The 22,664-nt window shown below is 42.7% G+C and carries 24 protein-coding genes and 1 riboswitch; of the genes, 18 read left to right on the top strand and 6 right to left on the bottom strand.

What is annotated here, in order from left to right; genetic code table 11:
* Positions 1-8 precede the first annotated feature (8 nt).
* The 8 genes from ACQY73_RS17855 (at position 9) to ACQY73_RS17820 (ending at position 7,338) form a co-directional block, all read left to right on the top strand.
* Positions 9-836 carry an SDR family oxidoreductase gene (locus tag ACQY73_RS17855; RefSeq protein ID WP_428653311.1) on the top strand — a complete coding sequence of 276 codons (828 nt, stop codon included), beginning with the start codon at positions 9-11 and terminating at the stop codon, positions 834-836.
* Between the two features lie 460 nt (positions 837-1,296).
* Entirely contained in the window at positions 1,297-2,130 is an 834-nt protein-coding gene (locus tag ACQY73_RS17850) for a MotA/TolQ/ExbB proton channel family protein (protein ID WP_428653308.1), read from the top strand.
* A gap of 104 nt (positions 2,131-2,234) precedes the next feature.
* Positions 2,235-2,864 (top strand): ExbD/TolR family protein, encoded by a 630-nt coding sequence (locus ACQY73_RS17845; protein ID WP_428653306.1) that lies wholly within the window; start codon positions 2,235-2,237, stop codon positions 2,862-2,864.
* A 30-nt stretch (positions 2,865-2,894) separates the two neighbouring features.
* Positions 2,895-3,464: an ExbD/TolR family protein gene (locus ACQY73_RS17840; protein ID WP_428653304.1), complete on the top strand. Its 570-nt coding sequence runs from the start codon at positions 2,895-2,897 to the stop codon at positions 3,462-3,464.
* A 32-nt stretch (positions 3,465-3,496) separates the two neighbouring features.
* Entirely contained in the window at positions 3,497-4,324 is an 828-nt protein-coding gene (locus ACQY73_RS17835) for an energy transducer TonB (protein ID WP_428653302.1), read from the top strand.
* A 5-nt stretch (positions 4,325-4,329) separates the two neighbouring features.
* Entirely contained in the window at positions 4,330-4,548 is a 219-nt protein-coding gene (locus ACQY73_RS17830) for a hypothetical protein (protein WP_428653300.1), read from the top strand.
* The gene (locus ACQY73_RS17825) at positions 4,541-5,464 is read left to right on the top strand and encodes a PstS family phosphate ABC transporter substrate-binding protein (RefSeq protein ID WP_428653297.1); all 924 of its coding nucleotides are present in this window, start codon (positions 4,541-4,543) and stop codon (positions 5,462-5,464) included. The genes ACQY73_RS17830 and ACQY73_RS17825 overlap by 8 nt, the downstream gene beginning before the upstream one ends.
* A gap of 98 nt (positions 5,465-5,562) precedes the next feature.
* Entirely contained in the window at positions 5,563-7,338 is a 1,776-nt protein-coding gene (locus ACQY73_RS17820; RefSeq protein WP_428653295.1) for a tetratricopeptide repeat protein, read from the top strand.
* Between the two features lie 69 nt (positions 7,339-7,407).
* On the opposite strand, the gene ACQY73_RS17815 is transcribed toward ACQY73_RS17820, so the two are convergent.
* Entirely contained in the window at positions 7,408-7,605 is a 198-nt protein-coding gene (locus ACQY73_RS17815; protein ID WP_428668487.1) for a hypothetical protein, read from the bottom strand.
* Positions 7,606-7,726: 121 nt separating this feature from the next.
* On the opposite strand from ACQY73_RS17815, the gene ACQY73_RS17810 reads away from it, so the two are divergent.
* The 4 genes from ACQY73_RS17810 (at position 7,727) to ACQY73_RS17795 (ending at position 12,136) form a co-directional block, all read left to right on the top strand.
* A complete protein-coding gene (locus ACQY73_RS17810; protein ID WP_428653293.1) occupies positions 7,727-9,142 on the top strand; it encodes a BatD family protein in 1,416 nt (471 codons plus the stop codon).
* Entirely contained in the window at positions 9,142-10,224 is a 1,083-nt protein-coding gene (aroC, locus tag ACQY73_RS17805) for a chorismate synthase (RefSeq protein ID WP_428653291.1), read from the top strand. The genes ACQY73_RS17810 and aroC overlap by 1 nt, the downstream gene beginning before the upstream one ends.
* A 57-nt stretch (positions 10,225-10,281) precedes the next feature.
* The gene (gene dnaN, locus ACQY73_RS17800; protein ID WP_428653288.1) at positions 10,282-11,409 is read left to right on the top strand and encodes a DNA polymerase III subunit beta; all 1,128 of its coding nucleotides are present in this window, start codon (positions 10,282-10,284) and stop codon (positions 11,407-11,409) included.
* 64 nt (positions 11,410-11,473) lie between these two features.
* Positions 11,474-12,136, top strand: a complete 663-nt coding sequence (locus ACQY73_RS17795) for a TVP38/TMEM64 family protein (RefSeq protein ID WP_428653286.1) — start codon at positions 11,474-11,476, stop codon at positions 12,134-12,136.
* 12 nt (positions 12,137-12,148) lie between these two features.
* Here ACQY73_RS17795 and ACQY73_RS17790 read toward each other — a convergent pair whose 3' ends face one another.
* Both ACQY73_RS17790 and ggt read right to left on the bottom strand, forming a co-directional pair.
* Complete coding sequence (locus ACQY73_RS17790) at positions 12,149-12,943, bottom strand: alpha/beta hydrolase (RefSeq protein ID WP_428653284.1); 795 nt, start codon at positions 12,941-12,943, stop codon at positions 12,149-12,151.
* A gap of 62 nt (positions 12,944-13,005) precedes the next feature.
* Entirely contained in the window at positions 13,006-14,763 is a 1,758-nt protein-coding gene (gene ggt / locus ACQY73_RS17785) for a gamma-glutamyltransferase (RefSeq protein WP_428653282.1), read from the bottom strand.
* Between the two features lie 104 nt (positions 14,764-14,867).
* Between ggt and ACQY73_RS17780 the strand changes: the two genes are divergently transcribed.
* Complete coding sequence (locus ACQY73_RS17780) at positions 14,868-15,359, top strand: hypothetical protein (RefSeq protein ID WP_428653280.1); 492 nt, start codon at positions 14,868-14,870, stop codon at positions 15,357-15,359.
* Positions 15,360-15,362: 3 nt separating this feature from the next.
* Here the strand turns inward: ACQY73_RS17780 and ACQY73_RS17775 are convergent, their stop codons facing one another.
* A complete protein-coding gene (locus tag ACQY73_RS17775) occupies positions 15,363-16,121 on the bottom strand; it encodes an NUDIX hydrolase (RefSeq protein WP_428653278.1) in 759 nt (252 codons plus the stop codon).
* A 228-nt stretch (positions 16,122-16,349) separates the two neighbouring features.
* Here ACQY73_RS17775 and ACQY73_RS17770 point away from each other — a divergent pair, with 228 nt between their 5' ends.
* The gene (locus tag ACQY73_RS17770; RefSeq protein ID WP_428653276.1) at positions 16,350-17,039 is read left to right on the top strand and encodes a MotA/TolQ/ExbB proton channel family protein; all 690 of its coding nucleotides are present in this window, start codon (positions 16,350-16,352) and stop codon (positions 17,037-17,039) included.
* A 76-nt stretch (positions 17,040-17,115) separates the two neighbouring features.
* Complete coding sequence (locus ACQY73_RS17765; RefSeq protein ID WP_428653274.1) at positions 17,116-17,508, top strand: ExbD/TolR family protein; 393 nt, start codon at positions 17,116-17,118, stop codon at positions 17,506-17,508.
* Between the two features lie 52 nt (positions 17,509-17,560).
* Here ACQY73_RS17765 and ACQY73_RS17760 read toward each other — a convergent pair whose 3' ends face one another.
* A complete protein-coding gene (locus ACQY73_RS17760; RefSeq protein WP_428653272.1) occupies positions 17,561-18,109 on the bottom strand; it encodes a hypothetical protein in 549 nt (182 codons plus the stop codon).
* 1 nt (position 18,110) lies between these two features.
* A complete protein-coding gene (locus ACQY73_RS17755; protein ID WP_428653269.1) occupies positions 18,111-18,470 on the bottom strand; it encodes a DUF4296 domain-containing protein in 360 nt (119 codons plus the stop codon).
* 44 nt (positions 18,471-18,514) lie between these two features.
* On the opposite strand from ACQY73_RS17755, the gene ACQY73_RS17750 reads away from it, so the two are divergent.
* From ACQY73_RS17750 to ACQY73_RS17740, 3 genes are all read left to right on the top strand, one after another.
* Complete coding sequence (locus ACQY73_RS17750) at positions 18,515-19,384, top strand: DUF58 domain-containing protein (RefSeq protein ID WP_428653267.1); 870 nt, start codon at positions 18,515-18,517, stop codon at positions 19,382-19,384.
* A gap of 40 nt (positions 19,385-19,424) precedes the next feature.
* Complete coding sequence (locus ACQY73_RS17745; RefSeq protein ID WP_428653265.1) at positions 19,425-20,033, top strand: phosphatase PAP2 family protein; 609 nt, start codon at positions 19,425-19,427, stop codon at positions 20,031-20,033.
* A 63-nt stretch (positions 20,034-20,096) separates the two neighbouring features.
* Positions 20,097-20,193, top strand: a riboswitch (TPP riboswitch).
* Entirely contained in the window at positions 20,184-22,646 is a 2,463-nt protein-coding gene (locus ACQY73_RS17740; RefSeq protein ID WP_428653263.1) for a TonB-dependent receptor, read from the top strand. (Overlaps the previous riboswitch by 10 nt.)
* Positions 22,647-22,664: the final 18 nt, after the last annotated feature.

Below are 22,664 nucleotides of genomic sequence, written 5' to 3'. Positions count from 1 at the left end.
CCTAAATCATGAACCATTTTCAAGGAAAAACAGCCTTTATTACGGGCGCAAGTCGGGGTATCGGATTAGCCATTGGGCTTCGATTGGCACAGGAAGGAGCCAATGTTGTTATTGCTGCCAAGACGACGGAACCCCACCCCAAATTGCCGGGAACGATCTATACAGCGGCTGCCGAAATTGAAGCTGCGGGCGGCAAAGCCTTACCCCTTATAGTGGATGTCAGGGAAGAAAGTCAAGTGTATAGTGCTGTAGAAGAAGCAGTAAGGGTATTTGGTGGAATTGATATTTTGGTAAATAATGCCAGCGCTATTCAGCTTACACCAACGCTCATGACAGACATGAAACGGTATGACCTGATGCATCAAATCAACACCCGGGGTACATTTCTTACCAGTAAAGCCTGCCTGCCGCACTTACTGAAAGCATCGAACCCACATGTATTAAATCTTTCGCCTCCTCTTAACATGGAATCTCGTTGGTTTGCTCCGCACGTAGCTTATACAATGGCGAAATTTGGGATGAGTATGTGTGTATTGGGAATGGCTGCGGAATTTAAAAAACAAGGCGTAGCTTTTAATGCACTTTGGCCCAGAACAGCTATTGCAACCGCCGCAGTTCGTAACCTTTTGGGAGGCGAGCAATCCATCCAAAAATGTCGAAAGCCGGAAATTATGGCAGACGCTGCCTATACTGTTTTCAGTAAGAACAGTCGGGAATGTACGGGTAACTTTTTTATCGATGAAGATGTCCTGCGTGAGAGTGGAGTCACAAATTTTGATAGATATAAATATACCGAAGTGAATGACAATGAACTCTTGCCTGATTTTTTCATCTGATTTACCTAAAAAAACAACTCTCAATTGCATCTCCCAACTAAGTCGGATTCTGTTTTTTTTACGACCGCGAAAACTTAGTTAGAGTAAAATGTGATTTCTAAATGCTTTGGAATAAGCTTTTGAAATGTATCTGATTTTATTGTTAAACTAAGTATTTTGGCTTGATAACATAGCAGTTACGTAACAAAAACAGGTGAAGCCGTTTACTTGATGATGACGATTCTTCTTCGGGAAAGTCGATTGGTAAAGAAAGATTATAAAAAAATTAAAAAAAACTAACATACGATTTGACAGTTTTTTTTCTGAAATCTTATAGCTTTGTACCGCATTTTTCATAAGTATTTTATGAAATCACCAACAAAAATTTTCTTGGTTAAAGCATTAACCGTTTAAAATTTTCGTTTTCTTTACAGCGCAAACACTTAAACTATTTTTCAATTAAACCCTAAAAGTAAGTCTGATGGAAAAGAAGGCTACATCTCCCGCACCGGCCAAGGCGGCCGCTCCTAAAAAACAAGCTGGTGGTCTTAACCCCATTTTGGTAATCCCTGTACTGTTGGTTATCGGTATCTTAGTGTACAACTTCATTTGCGGTGACGCCAGTCACTTTGTAGATGGTGACCACGAAAAAGGACCAAAATCCGGTGATTATTTTGGTATCGTTTATGAAGGGGGACCTATCGTGCCATTGTTGTTTACCTGTTTTTTAACAGTATTAGTTTTCTCAATTGAGCGTTTCTTCATCCTTGGCCGTGCCAATGGATCAGGTTCAATTGATGAGTTTGTTCGCAAAATCAAAAGCCTTCTTGACAAAAACGAAATTGAAGCGGCTATCAAAGAGTGCGACAAACAAAAAGGTTCAGTTGGTAATGTTGTAAAAACAGCATTGCACAAGTTCATCGAACTTCGTACTGAAACTGAATTGACAAAAGATCAAAAACTGGCGGCCCTTCAGAAAGAAGTAGAAGAAGCTACCAGCCTTGAGCTGCCTATGCTTGAGAAAAACCTGACCATCATCGCAACCTTAGCGTCAGTTTCTACATTGACTGCACTCCTTGGAACGGTATTGGGGATGATTCGTGCATTTGCCGCTATGGGTAACACAGGTGCTCCTGATACCGGTGCTCTTGCAACAGGTATCTCTGAAGCTCTTGTAAACACAGCGTTAGGTATCGGTACTGCAGCGATTGCAACTATCATGTATAGCTACTTCACAAGCCGCATTGATACGTTGACCTACAAAATTGACGAAATCGGTTTGAGCATTCAACAAAACTTCTCAGCTCATAACTAGAAGCCTACTTAGCAAGTATCATATATAAAAAAATTATATATAAATATTTGCTTTGTATTTGTTTGTGTTCTACATTTGTATTGTCAATTTAAACCGAAAGTAATATGCCTGCTATAAAACCCAAACGGAATTTTCCGATGATGGATATGACGGCGATGTGCGACGTGGCTTTTTTGCTGCTAACCTTCTTTATCTTGACGGCTCAGTTCAAGTCACAAGATGCAGCAACCATCGAAACTCCATCGTCAATCTCCGCAATCCCGGTTCCGGATAATGACATTATGATTATTAGCATAGGCAAAGACGGGAAAGTATATTTTGGAGTGGATAATCAACAGACGCGCTTAGCAATGCTGGAGAATATTTCCCAAACGGAAGGATTACAGTTTTCTGATAAGCAGAAAAAAGTTTTCTCACTTCAATCTAACTTTGGTGTTCCTATTCGCTCTTTGCCTCAATGGTTGAATGTAGGAGTAACAACTCCTGATAAAATGAAGGATATTCCTCAACCGGGAATTCCAACGGATTCAACTGCCCAAAACGAGTTAGCTAAGTGGATATATCAAGCTCGCCGCGCTAACAACGGACTTCGTATTGCTATCAAAGGTGACAACGTGTCTAAGTTTCCTGTTTTCAAAGATGTGATGGCGTCATTACAAGCCCAAAACATCAACAAGTTTAACTTGATCACGGGTTCTGAAGCTCCACCTGCGGGCTGGACGTCAGATAAGTAAACTAAACCACTATAAAACTCTTTTAAGAAAATGGCAGAAATAGCACAAGGTGGTGGTGGCGGACATGGTGATAAGAAAGTCCGCAGTAAAAAAGCCTCTACGCGCGTTGATATGACTCCGATGGTGGACTTGGGCTTCCTGCTCATTACGTTCTTCATCTTGGCCACTACGCTCAGCAAGCCTAAGTCAATGTCTTTGGCGGTGCCTGATAAACAGAATCAAGATCAACCTCAGGAAACGGAGCCTCTAAAAGCTTCAAAAGTATTGACTTTATTTTTAGGTAAAGACAACACTGTGTGGGCGCTTGATCGCATCGCAGCAGATGATGAAAAAGCCAAAGCAGATCTGAAGAAAGTGTCTTACGGTCCTGAATTGCGTACATTTATTTTTCAATCACAGGCACAGGTAGACCGTGAACACGGCAAAGATGACAAAGGTTTAAGTCAATTTGTGGTCGTTATTAAGCCACTCAAAAGCAGCACCTATAAGAATATGGTAGATGTGCTTGATGAGATGGCTGTGACTAAGAGTAAACGTTATGCGCTTGTAGATGCGCTCACGACTTCCGAAAAAGAACTTTTGGGAGACAAGATAAATTAACCGCATTTTATTCTAAAAAATAACCAAACGCAATGGCTGAAATTAAAGCAACCGCGGCAACTCTCGATGATATTATATTCGAGAACCGCAATAAAGCGTATGGTGCGTATGACCTGAGAAAAGTATATCGTCCAACGCTTACCAAATCCATGTTTATTGGAATCGGTCTGTTTGTCTTGGCGATGCTCTCTCCGGCCCTCATCAGTCTGATTCCTAATGAAGAACAGGAATTGAACATGACAGAAATGGACTTGATGAAGATTCCGCCACCGCCAATCGACCCTAACGAACCGCCGCCGCCGCCACCGCCGCCGATTGAAATACCCAAAGTGGCTACTATCAAATTTCTTCCTCCTGAGGTAAAGAAAGATGAAGAAGTACCTGAAGAAACTCCTCCACCGGTAGTGGAAGAATTGGAAAAAGCAGTAGTTGCTGACAAAACACAGGAAGGGGACGAAAATGCGCAGGAAGCAATCGTTGCTCCTGAAGAAACTGCTCCTGTCAAAGAAGAGGTAAAAGTAGTAGAAGCAGCTCCTGTAGAAGATCAGGTTTTCCAAGTAGTTGAACAAAACCCTGAATTCCCCGGTGGATTGGGTGCATTGGGTCAGTACTTAGGCAAAAATATCAAGTATCCGGCAGCGGCTTCACGCGCAAACGTATCCGGAAAAGTGTTTTTAACATTCGTTGTAAACACGGATGGCAGTATCCAGGATATTGCTGTGCTGAAAGGTCTCGGCTTCGGTTGTGACGAAGAAGCTATCCGTGTGGTAAAAGGAATGCCCAAATGGAAACCGGGAAAACAATCCGGCCGTAACGTTCGGGTAAAATACAATTTGCCGATTAGCTTCGTCTTGGAATAAGTAGCATGAAGCGTAAGCCATTTTACCAGCGACTATCATCGATGCTTTCGATGGCAATTGGGCTGGCATATTTAGGAGGAGGCCTCTTTTTGGTGGCCTCCTCCGCTACTTTTGGTATGTTGCCTTCCGGGGTAATCAGGTATTTGTTTGGCGGGATGTTGATCGTGTATGGTGGATATCGTTTTTATCGTGGATATATTCAGTACCAAAATGATAATGATTAGAAGCGCTTTTTTCGTATTTTTAATACTATTGGCAGCTTCTTGCAAGAGACCGGAAGATTCCACTTCTCATGGTAACATCACCATTACGGCTGATGAATCTCTCCAACCGGTCATTGATCAGCTTTATGAAGCTTATCAGCACACATTTCCCGAAACACACTTTAATGTTCGCTATCTGCCCGAACACCAAGCAGCGGCTTTTATGCTGAAAGACAGCGCGCGCCTGGCCTTTATTACTCGAGAATTTACGCCGGATGAACAAAGGGTTTTTAAATCCAAAGGCATAAAATACAATCCTCAATATATTGCTACTGATGGTGTTGCATTATTAACAAACCGTTCTAACCAAGATAGCCTTATTACCTTAGACCAATTATCCGGTATATTTAAAGGGAAGATCAAAACCTGGCCACAGCTTGGAAACAGTAATCAAACAGGAAATATTATCTTGGTATTTGATAATGCTAATTCAAGCAACCTTAACTTTATTATGAAAAAATTTGGCCTGTCGGATGTAAAAGGGCTTACTGTTTTTTCGGCAGGGTCAAACAAAAAAGTTATTGAATATGTAAAGCAAAATCCAAATGCTTTAGGATTTATCGGTGTAAGCTGGATTAGCGATGGTGAAGCTCCGCTTACGGCTGAGCTTTCGCAAGGACTGCGGGTAATGGGAGTTGCTGAAAAGCTAAATGCTTCCAAAGAGGACTATTATCAGCCATTTCAAGGCGATTTAAAATGGAAGAGATATCCCCTACATCGCAAAGTCTACGTCATAAGCCGTGAAATGCATTCGGGTTTAGGAAGCGGATTAGTTAATTATATCATGCGGGATGTAGGCAGTTTAGTTATCGAAAAATGTGGTCTTTGGCCTACAAAACCATTTAATCGGGAAGTAATTATAAAGAAAGACATATAAAATTTTTCGGTTAGGGGACAATTTCATAGTTTTGTTACCCGTTGTTTGAGTCATTTAAACTTTTTTATATATCACCTCCATTTTCAACCTACTGAAAGATGAATATTAGATTCAAATCGTGGTTGGTAGCGTTTGCAGCGAGTGCGTTTGTTTACGGCCAGACTTCTGCGCAAGACATCGCCACCGGTTTAAAGCAGTTAGACGGAAACCAAGCATGCTTGGCCAAAGAGACTTTTGAGAAGTTGGCTACTGCTACACCTTCTGCTGACAACCAGTTCTACTTAGGCTACTACTATCTCCGCACCAAGCAGCCCGACCTTGCGAAAGCTGCTTTTGAAAAAGGATTGGCTGCCGATCTTAAGAGCAAAGAAAACCTGAATAAGGTAGGAATGGGAGCTGTTGCTTTAGCACAAGGCGACAGAACAGGAGCTCAAACAATTTTTACAGAGGTTCTGAAAGCAACCAAAAACAAAAATGTAAGTGTACTGCAACGTATCAGCGAAGCATACACCGGTTATGTTGTGATAGATTCAATGAAGCCTATCTATAAAACAACAGATCCTGCCCAGGCAATTGCATTGGCTGATATAGCTATTGCGTTGATGCTGAAAGGCGGCGAGAAAAACCATGAAGTATACATGGCAAAAGGCGATGCATTTTATATCAAAGGAGAAGCAGGCCCTGCTGTATCTGCCTATGAAGATGCGATCAACGCCACTCCAAGTTTAGGAAAGGCCTTTGCTAAAGTAGCTAAAATTTATTGGGGAGGCCGGAACTATGAATTGGCACAGACCAACTTTAAGAAAGCCATTGAAGTTGACCCTGATTATGCTCCCGCAAACAATGAATACGCAGAGCTTTATTTCTTTGTACGGCAATATAAGCAGGCGTCACGTTATAAAGATGCTTATATTGAGAAAATAGGCGTATGTGCCACCGATGATGAAATATTGCGCAGTGCACAGTTTAACTTCGTTGCCGAAGAATTTGCGAAAGTAAATACGAAAGTTGCTAAGGTAATGAGCAGCGGCCGTACCAGCGATGTACTGTTTCGTATGCAGGGATGGGCTGCTTATAAAGAGAATCAATACGAAAAAGCAATTGAAAACTTAAATAAGTTTTTGAAGCAAGCGCCGCAGAAAGCAATTGACAATGACTATCGGTACCTGGGTAATGCAATGTTGCGTGTTTCACCGGCTGATACCGCTGCCGCCATTGCCAACTTAGTAAAGGCCGCAGAAATGGATACCGTTGATAACGGATACAAAGAAATCGCTGCTTTCTATAATGCTGCGAAAGACTACGAAAACGCAATTGTATACTACAGAAAGGTGATCGGTCGTGAAAAAAACCCGGTATTGCAGGATTACGTAAACCTTTCGTTGCCTTTATACAATGTAGCAAATAAAATCTTTGCTTCAGGACCTGACTCTTTGGCTTTGCGTGAGAAAAAACGCAATTACTTTATGGCTGCGGACTCCTTGTACATGAAGATGATCGAGCGTAAACCGGATTATCTGTATGCTCACGCCCAACGTGCAAAAGCTAATTATTTTGCATATAGTCGGGAAGAAGCGATGACCAATGGAATCGCCATTCCATTGATGGAAAACTATATTAAGATGGCTCTGGCTGATACTGCCCCGATGGATGACGCTAAAAAAGCCAACTTGAAGTTGTTTTACCAAGTTCTTGGAGCTTACAGTGTGATCACATTGAAAGATGAGGCAAAAGCAAAAGAATGGTTTACTAAACTGTTGGAAATAGATCCGGGTAATAAAGTGGCAAATGATTTTCTGAACCCACCTCCACCACCTGCTCCGGAGCCTGCAGCTAAGACTCCTGCCAAAGCACCCGTTAAGAAAAAAGCATAATAGCGAGTGTACTCCATAAAAAAAGCCCCTCGTGACTAACACGAGGGGCTTTTTTGTGGCGTTTAGAAACTAAAGGGCCAGTTGATGTCTACTAAAATACAAATTTAACACAACATGGTATTTGTCACTAAAATGTTCATAACACCACGCTTTCAGCCGTTTTACATCATCGGGCAACAGCACCTTTAGTGCTTTGCGCAACTCTTTTTCAAACAGTTTTTTGTCAAAACTGACTTTCACAAGTACAGTCTTCATAAACTCTAACATAGTTGCCATAGTAGAATCATAATTTAAAAGAACTAAATAAGAGGATGGGACTTTACTAAATTAACGAACAGGCAGTAGGTATTATGTATACGAGTCTGTTAATTTTGCGTTAAATATAACGATGAAAAAGCAAAACAGATATATAGTTTTTTTGATTTTTTTTTGGACTATATCCATAGCTCATGCACAGATTACGGAAAACCCTTTTGCCATTGAATTTAGCGGTACAAAGATCACTTTATTGGAACCGTTTACGGTTTCCATTAAAGTAACAGGACTTGACCAAGTCCCACTGATTTCATTTCCGGACAATATCAAAAATTTCCAAAAAAGAGAAAGCTCCCGGTCAAGCCTCACTAATCAGGTCGGGGGAAAAACGATCATTACCTATACAGTTTCCCAAAATTATTATCCAACCAAAACGGGGATTTTCAATACAGGGCCGCTGGAAATTTTGGTAAATAAACAAATAATGCGTTCGGAAGGCACTACAGTAACGGTAGAACAGAGCTCGGATGTTGAAAGTGATGAAACTGAAGAGGAATCACCTGAAATAAATGCAGAACTGGAACGTGAAGCTTCACAAGGAGTATTTTTGGCAGTGAGTGTAGACAAAAGGCAAGTGTATGTTCAGCAGGGATTCAATCTGCGTCTTTCCCTGCTGGTTTCAGAAGATAATGCCGCAGAACTGGATTTTTATGAGGTGGAGAAGCAGCTGGAAAAAGTGCTTAAATTGCTTAAACCGGCCAATTGTTGGGAAGAAAATTTTGGCATTCAGGAAATTCCTGACCTGCCGATCACTATCAAAGGAAAACGATTTACAGAATACCGAATTTATCAGGCCTCTTTTTTTCCTTTAAATAATCAATCCATTACTATTCCCTCGGTAAGTTGGATGATGAAAATGATGACTAAATCGGAAGAGGAAAAAGACATTGTAGAATTAAAAACCTATTCCTCCAAACCGCTTGTTGTAGAGGTCCTCAGTCTGCCTGCTCACCCACTGCGAAATCAGGTCATTGTTGGAAATTTTAGATTAGAAGAAAAAATAAGCAGTAATCAACTCAAAACCGGAACCAGCTATCGGTATAATTTCCGGATCGTAGGAGAAGGAAATATTCAATCTATTCAGGAACCAACGTTTACAAATATGGTATTGTTTGATATATATCCTCCTGATATCGAAAATAATATCATAAGACAAAAGAACAGAATTGCCGGCGCAAAAACCTTTCAATATCAGATAATTCCAAAACAAAGTGGTAGTTTTTTGATGAATGATCTTGTTTTTTGGGTCTATTTTAACCCAAAAAAGCAAATGTACGACACGCTTCGGTCAACGCTGAATCTTACAGTAATAGGCGAAAATGTTCAGAACACTCAATTGGAAACCGCCGATGCTGAATCGGTCTATACAGGTATTGAGCAATGGGACAGTACAAAACCGGTGGTTGATTATCAGACTATTATTCGCAATATTGCCAATATTTTAATTATAATAATGTTGATCGTAATGATCTTTATGTTTAGAAAGTAATGAGTAGCACTTACGGAAAAATATTTAAAATTGCCACTTTTGGGGAATCGCACGGCGTTGCCATCGGGGTTGTAGTAGAAGGATGTCCTGCGGGCATAGATTTTGATTTAGAATTTATTCAGTATGAATTAGACCGTCGCAAACCGGGCCAGTCGCGCATTACGACGCAACGTCGTGAAGCGGATACTGTTCAGGTACTGTCGGGTGTGTTTGAGGGAAAAACAACGGGTACGCCCATCTCCATGGTGATCTGGAATGAAGACCAGCGCAGCAAGGATTATTCACACATTGCCGATCAATACCGACCCTCTCATGCTGATTTTACCTACCAAACCAAATATGGTGTTCGGGATTATCGTGGTGGTGGGCGCAGTTCTGCGCGCGAAACTGCGGCTCGTGTGGCGGCAGGGGCATTGGCTAAACTCTTACTAACCGATCTTGGTGTAACGGTTCAGGCGTATGTTTCGCAGGTAGGAAAGTTAAAACTGAACAAAGAGTATAGGGAGCTTGATCTATCGCTGACCGATTCAAACGCCGTTCGCTGCCCTGACCCTGCCGTGGCGCAGGAAATGTTTGATTACATTGATGATATTCGTAAACAGGGAGATTCCATCGGCGGTATTGTAAGTTGTGTTGTAAAAGGTGTTCCGGTGGGTTGGGGAGAGCCTGTATTTGATAAATTACACGCAGAGTTGGGAAAAGCCATGCTCAGTATCAACGCTGTTAAAGGTTTTGAATATGGAAGCGGCTTTGCAGGTGTAGAACTGCAAGGCTCAGCTCACAATGATGCTTTTTATACCGACGAACAGGGAAGGGTACGTACCCGCACCAACCATTCGGGCGGAATTCAGGGAGGAATCTCCAATGGTGAAGATATCTTCTTTAACGTAGCTTTTAAGCCCGTGGCAACCATAATGCAGGAGCAGGAGAGTGTCAACCGGGAAGGGGATAAAATCGTGGTACAGGGTAAAGGAAGACACGATCCGTGCGTATTGCCGAGGGCTGTGCCCATTGTGGAGGCAATGGCGGCCTTGGTCTTGGCAGATTTCTACTTGCGAGATAGGACAATCCGGCATAAATAGTTTGACTTTAGCTGTATCTTTGCTAAATTTGTTAAATAATAACTATAACACCTAGCTATGAAATTTACTGTATCGTCGTCGGTATTGCTTAAACAACTTGCAGCGATTAACGGCGTCGTTTCCACTAACCCGATTGTTCCTATTCTTGAAAATTTCCTGTTTCAGCTAGATAACAACCAACTTACCGTTACAGCCTCTGATTTGCAGACTGTAATGGTTACTGAATTGCAGGTAGAATCTACTGACAAAGGCGCGATTGCGATTCCTGCCAAGTTGCTTTTAGATACGCTTCGTGGCTTGCCGGAGCAGCCGATTGCGCTCAACATAGACGGTGATACCTTTGGAATCGAAATTGTCTCCGACAATGGTCGTTATAAACTCTCGGGAGAGAATCCCATTGATTTCCCGAAAATCCCTTCGGTAAATCGGGCATTTTCGGTGGAATTATCTTCTCACGCACTTTCAAATGCCATTGCAAATACACTGTTTGCTACCAGTACAGATGAGCTTCGCCCTGCCATGACGGGCGTGTTTTTACAACTGGGTGCAGATTATGCAACGTTTGTGGCTACTGATGGGCATCGTTTGATTCGCTATCGCCGCTATGATGTGAAATCATTGGTTGATACTACGATGATCATTCCGCGCAAAGCGTTAAATCTGTTGAAGACCTCATTGCCTTCGGAGAGTGTTCCCGTAAAAGCTGAATTCAGCCAAGCCAACGCGTTCTTTAGCTTTGCCAATATCCGAATGATTTGCCGATTGATCGATGAACGTTTTCCCGATTATGAAAATGCGATCCCGACCAATAATCCAAACGTGTTGACGATCAGTCGCGGTGAGATTCTGAATTCATTGCGCCGTATTTCGATCTATTCCAACCGCACAACCCATCAGATCCGATTGAAACTCACTCCGCCAAACCAACTCGTTATTTCGGCAGAAGACCTTGATTACTCCAATGAAGCGAACGAACGCTTATTGTGTGAATACAACGGCGACGAAATGGAGATCGGCTTTAATGCAAAGTTCCTGATCGAAATGCTTAATAACTTAAATACAAATACTTTATCCTTTGAATTGTCGGCACCTAATCGTGCAGGTTTGGTGGTGCCGCTTGAAAAAGAAGATGATGAAGATATTTTGATGCTGGTAATGCCGGTAATGTTAAATACTTACGCTTAAGTAATGAGGTCAAAGGTTAAGGGGTAATTTTCTTAACCCTTGCCTTTTGAGTAGTTTGCATACCATGTCAACCCAAAAAAAACCTTTACTGCCGAGTCTCTCGGCATTTTTTTTAACAGTATTTCCATTCATAACGAGTTCGTTCTTAGGGGCTTGGATTATCAGGAATGAGGCTCTTATTGACCGGTTTACGTTACAGGATTGGGCAATTGTGTGTGTCGTTTCTGCTTTGGCGTGCGCTTTAGCACTACTTCCGCCGGCTTTATTAGCATTTGCTTTTGGGTATTTTCTGGGGTGGTGGGCATTAGGGCCATTGATTCTACTTAATATGACGGCCATTGCTATTATATACTGGATTACCAAACGGCTCAATGGAGAAGCCTTGCTTCAATACCTTTCTCATTTTCCTCGGGCTGTTTCACTGCTGAATCGTATTCAGAAGAATGAACTGCAATTTGTATTTTTTACTAAATTATCGCCCGCTGTTCCATTTGCGCTGACCAATCTGATCTTTTCGTTGCTGAAAATACGCTTCTCAAATGTGATCTTAGGCGGCTTTTTGGGGATGGTTCCCCGTACAGCTCTCACAGTTTGGGTAGGACTTGAAGCCAAAGGATTGCGTCAGTTGATCGAAAACCCGAATGAAAGCATTGTGAGTCGGGTTGTCATAATTGTACTGGTGATTGTGTCAGTGATTGGGCTTACACGTTTTTTTGTAAAGCAATGATCTGCTTCGCTTTTAGTTGCCTTGGGTTGTACACGTAGAGTTTTGCTCAAACCAACCTGCTGCTTTTTCAATCAATCGGTGATGACCTGTTTTTAAAATGATCGGCTTCAAACTTGGCAAACGCTTAGTTAAAGGTTCCATATAGGAAGCGGGCAATAATGCATCAAATTGGCCTAAAAATAGCTTGAGATCAATTTTATAATGAACAATGAAATTTCCTACAGTCGGCATATCAGGGCGTATAGTACTGAATGCTATCCATGAACGATAGACGCGTTCACGTTGTACTTCCGTTGCCAGCGTAGATTGAGCGAATTTTACCATACTTTTTTCCACCAACCCCAGTTTCAGGAAAGGGTACGCCAGTTTTTGGAAATTGCCAACGTTGCTGACGAAAAACTTAAAGAGGCTTTTGGTCAACCAAAAGCGTGTAGCCAATCGATACCAAGGGCTTTCAGTAATGCCATCAGGCGCAAACAACCAGCAGGAAGTGATTTGTTCAGGAAAAAGCTGTACCGTAGCCAACGCAAATTTCCCCCCCATACTAAATCCCGCTACCGAAAAAGTTGAAAGACTTTCCTCGTTCAGAAAAACATTCAACATCTCCTTCCAAGACGGCATAGACAATTTTTCAGAATCCAAGGCTGAAGTTTCTCCATGAAACGGTAAATCAAACAGGTATAAGGTGTATTGCGCCTTCAACACATTTACCAAAGGCAAAAAACAGCGATGGTCTTGCCCAATGCCGTGAAATGCCAAAAGAGGCTTTGGGCCGTGTCCGTGTATTTGATAATGGAGTTTAACCATTTTTTCTCCGAGAGAAACAAAAAAGCGCGAGCATTTTCTGCTCGCGCTTTGATAGTTAACATTTAGTAGCCAATACTTGTATCATCTCCTCTGGGGTCTGAGCCACCTTCCAAGCGTCCATCAGGGAGAACCAAGATGCAATCCATACGTCCGATGGTATTACGTTGCATTTCAAGAATGTATGATTTTGACAATAACCGTTGAAGAACACCTTCCGAAAAAGCCCCGGTTTCGAACGTTGTTTTATCCGGAAGCCACTGATGATGAAACTTGTAGGCATTCACAGATTGCTGCATGGTCATTCCATGTTCAACTACGTTCAGGATAGTTTGAAATACTGATGTAATGATTGTTGAACCCCCGGGCGTTCCTACCACCATGTATAGTTTTTTGTTCTTTTCCAGAATGGTGGGAGTCATAGAGGATAACATTCGTTTGCCGGGAGCAATGGCGTTGGCTTTGTTGCCGATCAATCCAAACATATTCGGTACGCCCGGCTTGATGCTGAAATCATCCATTTCGTTGTTCATAAAGAAGCCGCCACCTTTTACGATCACACGACTTCCGTAACCTCCGTTGAGCGTTGTGGTTACGGAAACGGCGTTGCCTTCATTGTCAACAATGGAGAAGTGGGTCGTTTCTGTGCTTTCGTAGCCCGAAATATCGCCTCCCTTAATGGCTTTGCTGTCGGTGGCTTTTGCGAAATCAAAATCCTGCCAGCGACCTTTCAGGTAATTCTTAGCCACGAGTTGTTTGATAGGAACTTTGACAAAATCAGGATCACCCAGGAATTTAGCGCGGTCGGCATAAACGCGGCGCTCGGCTTCGATCATTACTTGGATAGTAGAGTCTGAATGCCAGCCCCAACGTTTGAGAGGATAAGGTTCAACCAGTTTCATTAATTGCAACAGCGCCACGCCGCCGCTCGAAACCGGAGGCATCGTAATGAGTTTATACTCTTTGTATTTGCCGACAAGCGGTTTGCGCCAAACCGCTTGGTATAATTTCAGGTCTTCGGCCGAGATAAAACCTTTGCCGCGCTGCATTTCAGCAACTAATAAATCAGCCGTTTCGCCTTCATAAAAGCCTGCCCGTCCGCGTTCTTGGATACGGCGCAATGTTTTTCCGAGATCAGCCTGAATGAGCGTATCGCCGGCCATCCAATAGCGGCCATCGGCGCGACGAAAGTACGTTGTATCAGCATTAAGCTTTATGATGTCTGCTTTTACGCGGTTGAGGCTTGTCGCTTCTTTGGTTGTGAGAATAACGCCTTTTTCGGCTAAGTCAATGGCGGGTTGGAGCAGGGTTGCCCAGGGAAGTTTTGCAAATTTTTCATGTACCTGTACCATTCCATCTACCGAACCCGGAACACCGCTTGCCAAATGCCCCGTCATGCTTAGTCCTTGGATCACGTTTCCTGCACTGTCCAAATACATGTCTTTGTAACCTTGCATTGGAGCTTTTTCACGAAAGTCAAGCGTGAAATTTTTGCCTTTTTTGGTACGGTACACAAAAAAACCACCACCCCCAATGTTTCCGGCCGAAGGGTGTACAACGGCCAACGCGAACTGAACGGCCACGGCAGCATCGGCAGCAGAGCCACCCATTTTCAGAATATCGGCACCCACGCGCGAAGCGGCCGGATGCGCGGTAGCCACCATGCCATTGGATGCGATAACTCCCTGACGGTCTGAATAGAAAGGTTGTTGGTTGGGGTCGTCGGTAAGGAATTGATAAAAGCCTTTATTTTCTTTTATTTCTTGACCAAAAGCAGAAAAGCCGATACACACGGCCAGTAAGTTGATGAAAAGTTTGTTCATAAAGCGGGCAATGGAAAGTTTACGGTTTCAATTTACAAAAAGTCTTTCATTTTGCTTCAATAACAAAAGTTTTAGAAATTGCGACGTATAAAATCACTACCGGTATGGCTATTTTTGACGATGATGACGACGAGGATTTTGGCTTTGACGATGAAGATTACAATTCAGAAGAGTCAAAACGGGATTTTCAGCGAGAAAATGACCGTGTAGATAATTTGCCGGTGATGAAAAAAGCGCGGGAGATTTTCGACATTGTGGATTCACTCGTTGAACTGATCGACGATGAAGATGCATTCATTGCCCATTACCGAAGCATGTTATTTGAAGATTCAAGCATTATATGTGCCAAGATCGCGGGCGCTGAAGGCGGAGATCTGTACAGTCTTCGCATGGAAAATGCCGTATTGATCAGAATCCACGCCCGTAATCTATTGGCGCAAACTTCGGGCCTGAAAATGTTGGGTTTTAAGGATGTACGTTACCTGCAAGTGCTTCGCGATGCCATTGAAGAATTTAGAATTCTATTTATTGAGTGGGTCAACGGTTTTGATAAATCAAACGATGTGGCTGACAATTGGGGGAACCTTTTTCGGTAAAGCTTATATCTCAAACAGAAAACCTTTGGCGACCAATTCCTGATAGCGTTTTTCATCAAAACAGAAAAAGTAAGCTCCCCGGCGAGAAGTGCCTTTTTGCTTTTCTTTGAGTTTTACCAACAGGTTCATATTCAGGATCTTTTTGCTGAAATTACGCTTATCGAGCGAGCGGCCTAAAATGGATGCGTACAGATTGCGCAGTTCAAGCATGGTAAATTTTTCGGGCAAAAGCTCAAAACCAATCGGCTGATAGCGCACTTTGCGACGTAATTGTTCCAACGCTTTTTGAAACATGGCAAAGTGGTCATACACTAAATCCAATTTAAGTACTTCCGAAATAGGTTGCCAAGTAGCGCCGTATTCGTGCGAGAGTTTATCCAGCGTTGGTTCTACCTCAATAAGAGCATAATAACAGGTCGTAATGACCCGATCAGTGGGAACACGGTACACATCTCCAAATGTGTAAACCTGTTCCATATAAACGTCCTGAAGGCCGGTGAGTCGTTGCACCGTTTTTCGGGCGGCATCGTCTATGCTTTCTTCCGGATGCACAAAACCGCCCAAAAGCGCCCAATGCCCTACCAAAGGCTCGTAAGGGAAACGGTGCAATAACAGATGAAGTTCCGTTCCATAAAATCCAAAAATAACGCAGTCAACAGAATTAAGTAAACTGGTTTCTTCCTTATGATAGTGTGGAGAAGGATGTCCTGTGAAGCGAATAAATGGCGTGGTTTTCTGATTGATGCTCGAAGGTTCGCTCATCCCGATGTATGTTTTTGTTCAATACTACTCAAAAAAGACAAAGTGTCATAGAAAATACCAACCTATTAGTGCATTTCTCGTTTTTATGTAGCTCCATTAATTGTTGAGAATCACTCTTTATTGCCGGTCAGTGATTGACCGTAACGAATAGAAATTTGTATATTTGGCCTTTATAAACAATATTCCGCTGATTCATTCCGTTTTTGACACAGCAAAAACCAAACCATAATGATTTTACTCCAAGCGCAAACTGCCGTTGATTCAGTAGCTACAGCCGCTACTTCTGCCCCGGGAATCTCTTTATTTGATCTGTTATTAAAAGGAGGATGGGTGATGATTCCGCTCCTGATTATGTTCTTTCTCACGCTTTTTATCATTTTTGAACGCTGGTTGGCCATTAATTCAAACGGTAAACTCGAAGAGAGTTTTATTGATAACATGAAAGATTTTGTGCAGCAGGGAAATATCAAATCTGCCGAATCATTGTGCCGCAATCAACGCTCCGCTGCCGGCCGAATTTTTGAAAAAGCCGTCGGTCGCATTGGGTATTCCATCAAAGACATTGAAAGTACCATCGAAAACGCCAGTCACATTGAGATCTCACGGATGGAAAGCAATCTTTCCTATTTGGGCGTGATTGCGGGTATTGCGCCTATGTTGGGTTTCGTGGGTACAATTTCGGGGATCATTAATATTTTCTACAGCATTTCGCAATCAAATGACTTTGATATCAGTACCATTGCGAGTGGGATGTATGAAAAAATGGTAACGTCGGGGGCAGGTTTGATCGTAGGTCTGATCGCTTATATGGGCTATCACTTATTAAACATGAAGATAGACCGGATCGCTTTAAAACTACAGTCCGGGGCGTTTGACTTTATTGACGTATTACAGAAACCAATTACGAGCCGTTCATAGAGTAGTCATGAAGTCGTCAGAAACCCAAACCTCTCTGACTTCATGACATTCATTAATGATAATAAATGACTAAACTATGAAGATTCGCCGTAAAGCCAGATTCGCTCCTGAAGTATTCACCCAATCGCTGAATGATATCATGTTCTTCCTGATGTTGTTCTTTTTGATTATTTCAACAATGGTGAATCCCAACGTCATTAAGTTAATGCTACCGAAGGCGTCGGCTGCGCAACAAATGCAGAAAAAGCAGACCACACTGTCGGTCGATGCAGATAAGAACTATTTTCTTGATCGTGAGCCTCTTCCCAAAGAGCAATTGGAAACTGTATTAGCATCCACGTTTGCGGGCATAGATGAAAAAACGGTCATTCTTCAGGTTGACCAAAGCATTTCCGTTCAGGATTTGATAGATGTGTTGGCCGTAGGTGCTAAGCTTGATATTAAGATGGTAATGGCGGTGAAGAAATAACCTGAAATACCATTTAACGGGAAGCAGCCTGTGCAATGACAGGCTGCTTTTTTTATGGCCAATTTTTGGGAATGTCCAACTGTCGAGCGTAGTTTTTTGGACAATGGCTGTGAACGTAGTTCAATAGATGCTGCATATCTCTCTCAAAATCGACGTAATAATCAGGGTCGAATTTCGCCAGTTTTTTAAGGATGATGTCGGTTTTCTTGGCAATGTATTCGGCAACAGAGTCGCTTTTGCTGTTATGAACCAGCAGGAGTGAAGATTGTTGTTCAAAAAAAGTCAAAAGAAGATAGATCATCAACTCAATTTCACCGTATTTATCCTTCGTAATTTTAAGGTGTTGACTGATATCACCGGCCAGATTTCGCATGTCCATCATCATCCATCCCGGTGTATTATGGGTCATTTGGGCACTTTTCAGGATTTGTTGTTTGATGGAATCGCGGCGACTTTGGACGGTGTCACCCATTTCGATCAATTCAAATTCAAGGCGTAGTACAAGGTTTTTGTCTTTTGCGATCAATCGAAGAAGAAGCCTGTCTTTTTCTTTTTGTGGTAATTGAATAATTGCCTTTTTTAGTTCTTCCGGGATAGTCATGTTACAAACCTTTGTAATTTTTTTTCTTTTGGCGAACTTCCAATTGCTTGACTACAATGTCATAGATTCGCTCAAGATAAATAGGATTGGTGGAATAAAATTTATAACTGCGGTTGTAAGTGGCAGAATCGACTCCATATTTTTTAAACACCTGAAGCTTTAAGTGTTCAGTAATAATGGTGGAAGAGTCGAGAGAAGTCAATGCCAATCTTCCGACTCGGGCTTCTATAATATGAATATCCGTTAATATCTGAGCCATTTTTGCCTCTGACACCGTTCCTGCGGGAATATCAGGTTCGTCCTGACAGCCGAAAAGCAGAAACGAAAAGAGTGAAAAATAAATGAGGGTGCGGCGTATCATGACTGTTTTTTGTATTTTTGAGGTACTGAGCTACAAAAATACGCATGATTGAGCAATTTATTACTAAGATTCGTCAGTACGAGATTCGGATTCGAAAGGCCGTCAATGCTGACATGCGTGGGAGCTTTCGGTCAGTTTTTAAAGGCTCAGGGGTAGAATTTGCTGATTTACGTGAATACCAATACGGCGACGATGTACGTACCATCGACTGGAACGTATCGGCCAAAGGCCACGGAACATTTGTGAAGATCTTTCGTGAAGAGAAAGAGCAAACCGTTTTTTTTATTTTAGATGTAAGTGGTTCTCAGCAGGTAGGGCATCTGAATCATTCAAAGCTGGATACTGCCAAGGAAATTTGCGGCGTGCTGGCTTTGTCGGCCATTCAGGAAGCGAGCCACGTAGGTTTGTTGTGTTTTTCGGACCAAAAAGAAAAATACATTCATCCCTCCAATGGCATGAAACATGGCTATGAATTGATAACAGAACTGTATAAATTGAGGCCGCTGTCGTCGAAAACCAATCTTGCCGAAGGGATTTTGTTTACACTCAACGTGCTCAAGCGGCGGAGTGTAGTGATCTTTATCTCCGATTTTATTGATAAAAACTACGAACATAACCTACGGGCATTGGCACGTAAACATGATCTGGTCATGGTGCATCTGCTCGACCGCCGCGAGACTGATTTGCCTCGTTTGGGTATCATCCCGGTGGTTGACCCCGAAACCAAGCGTACAATCTGGGTAAATGCGTCTTCGCTGTGGTTTCGTAAACGCGTACGCGAGGATTTTGCTCAAGTGGGAAAACAAATTGAGCAGTTTGCCCGTCAAAATGATATTAACTACGTAGCCATTGATTCCCAACAGGATTATGTAGAGCCATTGGTCAAACTCTTTCGAATTCGTCGTAAGAAATAGACATGCCGCCCCAACATCTCGCAACTCATCGTACATATAAGTGAAAAAATACCTTCTTTTTTTGTGCTTGTTTTCTTGGAAACTAAGCGCCCAAGATTTAGATACCCGTCTGCTCCAAAACGTCTATGGCTCAATCCAACCGACCAATGTAAACACTGAGAAATTTTTATCTTCTACGGCAAAACCGTTGAGCTTGGCGCTGCCCGCAGGTTTATTGATTGTGGGTTTTTCAACGAAAGATAAAAAATTGCAACAACAGGGTTGGCAGGCATTGGGAGGGTTTTTGATTGGAACAGGAATTACGCAAGCCACTAAAAGGATAGTGTTGAGAGACAGACCTTTCATTGAACATCCTACGCTTTTTGCGGCACGAATTGAAGGAGAGGAACCGCATTATTCTTTTCCGTCCGGTCACACGACTGTGGCATTTTCGACGGCTACTACCTTGGCCATTAATTACCGAAAATGGTATGTTATTGTACCTGCTTACGCTTGGGCGGGAGCCGTTGGTTATTCGCGGATGCGATTGGGCGTGCATTATCCGAGCGATATTTTGGCAGGAGCCGTAACAGGTGCGGCAAGCGCGTGGTTATCTTACAAAATTCAACAGAAATGGTTGGATAGAAAGAAGCGAAAATCTCCGAACTAAAACATATTTGTTTTTTTGTAAAGTTATCCTCTACCTTTGCAGTCAATTCCGGCGCGCGGAATTTTTACATAAATGGGGTGCCCTAACATGACGGGCTGAGATTATACCCTTAACACCTGAACCGGGTAATGCCGGCGGAGGGAATCAGAAATGCAAAAGATTACATCTTGGTTTTTGGCCGTGGCAACGGGAGTGTTGCTGTACGTGCCTGCACTTGCCCAACTATCTGTGTCGGGTAAAATCGTTGACGCCGAAGACGGCACACCGCTGCCGGGTGCTACGGTTCGGGCGGGAAGTTTTCGGGGAACGGTGACAAATGAAAAAGGCGAATTCTCGCTGAAAAATCTTCCAAACAATGCTGACGCCGTTGAGATTTCATACGTAGGATATGAAAATAAAAGCATCTCTATTTTAGATTTGCAGTCAGAAACCAACCCTATTCAATTAAAACGCAGCACTTTCACTGCCGATGAAGTCGTCATTAATGCCACACGGGCCAATCAAAATTCGGGTGTTGCTTTTACGAATGTGGGAAAACTTGAATTGAGTAAACAAAATCTGGGGCAAGACCTGCCGGTTTTGCTCAATTTTACCCCTTCACTTGTTACAACTTCAGATGCGGGAGCGGGCGTTGGGTATACAGGATTACGTATTCGCGGTACCGATGCAACACGTATCAATGTGACTATCAACGGAATACCGTACAACGATGCGGAAAGCCAGGGAACCTTTTGGGTGAATATGCCCGATTTTGGTTCTTCGGTGAGCAGTGTACAGATTCAACGCGGCGTAGGAACTTCTACCAACGGTGCGGCGGCTTTTGGCGCTACTGTTAACATAAACACCAACGAATTCAGAAAAGAAGGTTATGCCGAGATCAACAATTCGTTCGGCTCGTTCAATACGCGCAAGCACACCGTTTTAGCAGGAACAGGTTTGTTGAACAACCGATTTACGTTGGATGCACGTTTATCAAAAATTACTTCTGATGGATTTATTGACCGAGCCAAATCAGATTTGGGTTCTTTTTACCTGTCAGGGGCCTATTTTGGGAAGAAAAGCTCAATTCGTTTGAATGTATTTTCGGGTAAAGAAGTAACCTATCAGGCGTGGGAAGGAATTCCGGAAGCGCGTCTAAAGGGAGATAGAGAAGGAATGCTGGCCTATATAGACCGTAATGGGCTCAATGAACGCGATGCCCAAAATCTACTGAATTCTGACAGTCGCAAGTACAATCTGTATTTATATGACAATCAAACAGATAATTATCAACAAGACCATTATCAACTGATCTCGTCGCATGTGCTCAACAAAAACTGGACATTCAACCTTAATGGATTTTTGGTGAAAGGCCACGGGTACTATGAACAATCGCGCGATAACGATAAGTTAAGTAACTATAAGCTTCCGTCGGTAATTGTAGGCGGTGACACTATTACCCGCAGTGATTTGATTCGGCGCCGTTGGTTGGATAATTCATTTTACGGAACCACTTTTTCGTTAGATTACAACAGCTTCAAAAAGTTGACCGCTAATATCGGCGGCGGCTGGAATCAATACGACGGGAATCACTTTGGTGAGGTGATTTGGGCGCGTTATGCAGGAACCGGCAGTATTCGTCAACGCTATTATCAAAGTGTGGGGTTGAAGACGGATTTCAATGTATACGGAAAAGCCTACTATCAACTAACCGATAAATTGAATATTTTTGCCGACTTACAGCTTCGTAAGATCGGTTACTTTATCAAAGGTGATGACAACCAGCAGCGGCAGCAATTGCACGATGTTAATTACTCCTTTTTCAACCCAAAAGCCGGTTTAACGTATCAGGTTTCAGAAAGCAGCACCGCTTTTGCTTCCTTTAGCTTGGCGCATCGCGAACCCAATCGCGATGATTTTACAGAATCTACCCGGCAGATTCAGCCCAATCCTGAAGTATTAAGGGATGTTGAAGCGGGCTATCGTTTCCAAAAAGGCCGCGTCGCGGCTTCGATCGGTGGTTATTACATGGATTACAAAAACCAATTGGTTGTATCAGGGCAGTTGAATGATGTGGGAAATGCTATTAAAATCAACGTTCCTGAAAGCTACCGCGCAGGCATTGAGTTGGAGTTTGGTGCACAATTGAGCAAACAATGGAAATGGAACGCCAACGCCACATTCAGCAAAAATAAGGTAAGAAATTTTACGGAGTATATTGTTGATTATGACGACGAAAATGGCGGTTACCAAACCACTAACCACGGCAATTCAGACATCGCTCTTTCGCCCAACGTAATTGTAGGAAGTCAACTCATTTATGCACCGGTAAAGAATCTGGAAGTAGCGTTATTGACGAAATACGTAGGGAAACAATACCTCGACAATACCTCCAACGAAAACCGCCGTCTGGATGCGTATTTTACCAATGACGTTCGGTTGATCTACCGCATTAAACCCAAATGGATGAATGAAATTACGGTAAGTGCGTTGGCTAACAACGTTTTCAATGAATTATACGAATCTAACGGATACACATACAGCTACATTTACGGAGGTCAAACCACCACCGAAAACTTTTATTATCCGCAGGCAGGACGTAATTTTCTGGTGAGTGTGGGGTTGAAGTTTTAGTATAGGTTAACGTTGGCG

Source organism: Runella sp. (assembly GCF_965279615.1).
GTDB lineage: Bacteria > Bacteroidota > Bacteroidia > Cytophagales > Spirosomataceae > Runella.
This window is presented reverse-complemented; position numbering and strand designations above follow the sequence as displayed.

Bases quoted from the DNA above. Each gene is read 5' to 3' on its own strand.
- ACQY73_RS17750 (WP_428653267.1), top strand. From the start codon at position 18,515: ATGATTGAGCAATTTATTACTAAGATTCGTCAGTACGAGATTCGGATT.
- ACQY73_RS17835 (WP_428653302.1), top strand. From the start codon at position 3,497: ATGGCTGAAATTAAAGCAACCGCGGCAACTCTCGATGATATTATATTC.
- aroC (WP_428653291.1), top strand. From the start codon at position 9,142: ATGAGTAGCACTTACGGAAAAATATTTAAAATTGCCACTTTTGGGGAA.
- ggt (WP_428653282.1), bottom strand. From the start codon at position 14,763: ATGAACAAACTTTTCATCAACTTACTGGCCGTGTGTATCGGCTTTTCT.
- ACQY73_RS17845 (WP_428653306.1), top strand. From the start codon at position 2,235: ATGCCTGCTATAAAACCCAAACGGAATTTTCCGATGATGGATATGACG.
- ACQY73_RS17825 (WP_428653297.1), top strand. From the start codon at position 4,541: ATGATTAGAAGCGCTTTTTTCGTATTTTTAATACTATTGGCAGCTTCT.
- ACQY73_RS17765 (WP_428653274.1), top strand. From the start codon at position 17,116: ATGAAGATTCGCCGTAAAGCCAGATTCGCTCCTGAAGTATTCACCCAA.
- ACQY73_RS17855 (WP_428653311.1), top strand. From the start codon at position 9: ATGAACCATTTTCAAGGAAAAACAGCCTTTATTACGGGCGCAAGTCGG.
- ACQY73_RS17815 (WP_428668487.1), bottom strand. From the start codon at position 7,605: ATGTTAGAGTTTATGAAGACTGTACTTGTGAAAGTCAGTTTTGACAAA.
- ACQY73_RS17775 (WP_428653278.1), bottom strand. From the start codon at position 16,121: ATGAGCGAACCTTCGAGCATCAATCAGAAAACCACGCCATTTATTCGC.
- ACQY73_RS17760 (WP_428653272.1), bottom strand. From the start codon at position 18,109: ATGACTATCCCGGAAGAACTAAAAAAGGCAATTATTCAATTACCACAA.
- ACQY73_RS17740 (WP_428653263.1), top strand. From the start codon at position 20,184: ATGCAAAAGATTACATCTTGGTTTTTGGCCGTGGCAACGGGAGTGTTG.
- ACQY73_RS17850 (WP_428653308.1), top strand. From the start codon at position 1,297: ATGGAAAAGAAGGCTACATCTCCCGCACCGGCCAAGGCGGCCGCTCCT.
- ACQY73_RS17810 (WP_428653293.1), top strand. From the start codon at position 7,727: ATGAAAAAGCAAAACAGATATATAGTTTTTTTGATTTTTTTTTGGACT.
- dnaN (WP_428653288.1), top strand. From the start codon at position 10,282: ATGAAATTTACTGTATCGTCGTCGGTATTGCTTAAACAACTTGCAGCG.
- ACQY73_RS17755 (WP_428653269.1), bottom strand. From the start codon at position 18,470: ATGATACGCCGCACCCTCATTTATTTTTCACTCTTTTCGTTTCTGCTT.
- ACQY73_RS17820 (WP_428653295.1), top strand. From the start codon at position 5,563: ATGAATATTAGATTCAAATCGTGGTTGGTAGCGTTTGCAGCGAGTGCG.
- ACQY73_RS17830 (WP_428653300.1), top strand. From the start codon at position 4,330: ATGAAGCGTAAGCCATTTTACCAGCGACTATCATCGATGCTTTCGATG.
- ACQY73_RS17840 (WP_428653304.1), top strand. From the start codon at position 2,895: ATGGCAGAAATAGCACAAGGTGGTGGTGGCGGACATGGTGATAAGAAA.
- ACQY73_RS17795 (WP_428653286.1), top strand. From the start codon at position 11,474: ATGTCAACCCAAAAAAAACCTTTACTGCCGAGTCTCTCGGCATTTTTT.
- ACQY73_RS17790 (WP_428653284.1), bottom strand. From the start codon at position 12,943: ATGGTTAAACTCCATTATCAAATACACGGACACGGCCCAAAGCCTCTT.
- ACQY73_RS17780 (WP_428653280.1), top strand. From the start codon at position 14,868: ATGGCTATTTTTGACGATGATGACGACGAGGATTTTGGCTTTGACGAT.
- ACQY73_RS17770 (WP_428653276.1), top strand. From the start codon at position 16,350: ATGATTTTACTCCAAGCGCAAACTGCCGTTGATTCAGTAGCTACAGCC.